Annotated in this window: 3 protein-coding genes; 2 read left to right on the top strand and 1 reads right to left on the bottom strand. The window is 32.0% G+C overall.

The window, feature by feature from the left end:
- Nucleotides 1-305 precede the first annotated feature (305 nt).
- Nucleotides 306-1,670: a MocR-like pyridoxine biosynthesis transcription factor PdxR gene (gene pdxR / locus AC1Q7N_RS11605; protein WP_001830028.1), complete on the bottom strand. Its 1,365-nt coding sequence runs from the start codon at nt 1,668-1,670 to the stop codon at nt 306-308.
- Between the two features lie 96 nt (nt 1,671-1,766).
- On the opposite strand from pdxR, the gene pdxS reads away from it, so the two are divergent.
- Complete coding sequence (gene pdxS / locus AC1Q7N_RS11600) at nt 1,767-2,654, top strand: pyridoxal 5'-phosphate synthase lyase subunit PdxS (RefSeq protein WP_001830030.1); 888 nt, start codon at nt 1,767-1,769, stop codon at nt 2,652-2,654.
- Nucleotides 2,655-2,656: 2 nt separating this feature from the next.
- Nucleotides 2,657-3,214 (top strand): pyridoxal 5'-phosphate synthase glutaminase subunit PdxT, encoded by a 558-nt coding sequence (gene pdxT, locus AC1Q7N_RS11595; protein ID WP_011082818.1) that lies wholly within the window; start codon nt 2,657-2,659, stop codon nt 3,212-3,214.
- The last annotated feature ends 231 nt before the right edge of the window (nt 3,215-3,445 follow it).

Below are 3,445 nucleotides of genomic sequence, written 5' to 3'. Positions count from 1 at the left end.
AAGTTAAGCTCCTTAGCGCCGATGGTAGTCGGACTGACGTTCCGCTAGAGTAGGACGTTGCCAGGCAAATATCGTATGGATGCGATGAGCCTAATCGAGACCGAAAGGTCTCTTTTTTTTATGCAAAAATAGTTCTAAAAAAGAAAGTATTAATAAATAAATTCGCTACTTAACAACTTTTATAAGAGGTAATTTCATATGTGGCTTATAAAGGTTAAGTAACATATCCAACCTTAAATGCTTTAATTACTGTTGTGTATCGTAACAATAATTAAAGCATTTTAAAGTTTCTTAAAATCTAGTATTTATATAACGAGTGAATGAATTAATGCATTAACATGATCTTCTAATTCTTCTTTTTTTATCCCCCCAAATCCTAAAATAAATTTTGGATAAACTTTAGAATAATTTTCGTAATGATAAGGTTTTAATTTTAAATTATTTTTTTTCGCATTTTTTAAACATTGTTTCATTGACAATCCATTATTAACAGTTATTGTAAAATGCATTCCAGTTAGTGCGCCTTCAATCTTTATTTGAGTATTGTAGGGCTTTAATCGTTTTAAAATATAATCAAGTTTATCTCTATATATCTTTCGCATTTTATTCAAATGTCTTTCAAATTTCCCACTTATCATGAATTGAGCAACCATGTGTTGAACATGCACAGGCACTGTATTTCCCTCTTTATATTTTTGATTATTATATTTGTGCATTAAATTTTGTGGCAAAACAATATATGCAATCCTACAGCTTGGATATAAAGATTTTGAGAAAGTACTAATATAAATGACTTTTCCTTTTGTGTCTAAACTTTGTAATGCAGGTATGGGTTTGCCAAAATATCTAAATTCTGAATCATAATCATCTTCGATAATATATCTTTGCTTAGCTTGATGGGACCAATTGATTAATTGTGTTCTTTTTTTTAAATTGGTGACATAACCAGTTGGAAATTGATGAGATGGTGTTATATACAAAATATTGTTATTTGTATTTAAAATAGGGTCGATTTGTATTCCATTTTGTTCAACTGGGACTTGAATATAACTTATACCTTTTTTATCAAGCGTATGTTTAATAGGTGGATAACTTGGCTGTTCAATAATAAATTCTTCTTTTTTTAGTAAATTGGTTATCATATCGAGTAACTGGCTTGTTGATGATCCAACAATAATTTGATTTGGGTGACAAGTGACGCCACGACTATTAAATAAGTAATGTGAAATTTGTTGCCTTAAAATATATTCCCCTTGACGCTCGCCTCGTTGTAATAGTGATAGCTGATGGTCTTCAAAAACGTCTTTCGCATATTTTCTAAAAATGTGCATAGGAAAACTTTCAGAATCAATTTCAGCTAAATTAAAAGCATATTTATATTGTCGTTGCTTCTTTTCTAAGTTATCAGTGTTTAATTGATTTGTTTGTCGATGTATCACTGGCAACGATTCTATATCGGAAACGAAGTAGCCAGATCTAGGTTTCGAATAAATGAAACCCTCATCTACAAGTAATTGATATGCATGTTCTATTGTAGTGTGGCTAACAGATAAATAGTTACTTAACTGTCGTTTAGATGGAAATCTATCATTTGATTGATATTGACCTTCGATAATTTGATTTTTTAACTTTTCATATAACGATAAATAAAGTGGTTGATTTACTTTCAATTAACTGACCCCTATCTTTATGTACAAATTGAACCTTTTTAAATATCAGTTTATCTCGTAAAATATATTTAATCAATAAGAAAAGGGGTAAGTAGTATGTCTAAAATAGTAGGATCAGATCGAGTTAAAAGAGGAATGGCTGAAATGCAAAAAGGCGGTGTCATTATGGACGTCGTTAATGCAGAACAAGCTAAAATTGCTGAAGAAGCCGGAGCTGTTGCCGTAATGGCATTAGAGCGTGTACCATCAGATATTCGTGCTGCTGGCGGTGTTGCACGTATGGCGAATCCTAAAATAGTTGAAGAAGTTATGAATGCCGTATCAATTCCGGTTATGGCTAAAGCCAGAATTGGTCATATTACAGAAGCTAGAGTTTTAGAATCGATGGGTGTTGACTATATAGATGAGTCTGAAGTATTAACGCCTGCAGACGAAGAATATCATTTAAGAAAAGATCAATTTACAGTTCCTTTTGTGTGTGGCTGTCGTAACTTAGGTGAAGCAGCACGACGCATTGGTGAAGGTGCGGCGATGTTGCGTACGAAAGGTGAACCTGGTACTGGTAATATTGTTGAAGCTGTCCGTCATATGAGACGTGTTAATTCTGAAGTTAGCCGCTTAACAGTTATGAATGATGATGAAATTATGACATTTGCAAAAGATTTGGGTGCACCTTATGAAGTATTAAAACAAATTAAAGATAATGGACGTCTTCCTGTAGTTAATTTTGCAGCTGGTGGTGTTGCTACGCCTCAGGATGCAGCACTAATGATGGAATTAGGTGCAGATGGTGTATTTGTTGGTTCAGGTATATTTAAATCTGAAGATCCTGAAAAATTTGCTAAAGCTATCGTTCAAGCTACAACACATTATCAAGATTATGAGTTAATCGGAAAATTGGCTAGTGAGCTAGGTACGGCTATGAAAGGTCTAGATATTAATCAAATTTCACTAGAAGAAAGAATGCAAGAGCGTGGTTGGTAATGATTAAAATTGGTGTTTTAGCCTTACAAGGTGCTGTACGTGAACATATACGTCATATTGAATTAAGTGGTTATGAAGGCATTGCTATAAAAAGAGTAGAGCAACTAGATGAAATTGATGGTCTAATATTACCTGGTGGAGAGTCTACAACATTACGTCGTTTAATGGATTTATATGGATTTAAAGAAAAGTTACAACAATTAGATTTGCCAATGTTTGGAACATGTGCTGGATTAATTGTTCTTGCAAAAAATGTTGAAAATGAGTCTGGTTATTTAAATAAATTAGATATAACTGTTGAGCGTAATTCATTCGGTAGACAAGTCGATAGCTTTGAATCTGAACTTGATATTAAAGGGATAGCAAATGATATTGAGGGAGTATTTATTAGAGCACCTCATATTGCTAAAGTGGATAACGGAGTGGAAATACTTAGTAAAGTTGGAGGTAAAATAGTAGCCGTCAAACAAGGACAATACCTCGGTGTTTCTTTCCATCCAGAACTAACTGATGATTATCGTATCACTAAGTATTTTATTGAACACATGATTAAACATTAATCATTTTGTAATATTTGATTTACAAATTAGTTTCTATTAATTTTAACAATTTATTTTGAAGGAAGTTTAATAAATTGTAGTTTATTTTACTCTATGTGTGAGATAACGATTGATTGTTCTAATTATTTGTCAAAATTCTAATATTTAAATCATTTAAAACATACTAAGATTAGCTATGAAGAAATCTATGACGATAGATTTTTTCATAGCTATTTTTTATAGTTATAGAGA

It is taken from the genome of Staphylococcus sp. GW823-FHT05F06 (assembly GCF_058795495.1).
The sequence above is the reverse complement of the archived record's forward strand: the minus strand, read 5'-3'. Positions and strand labels throughout refer to the sequence as shown.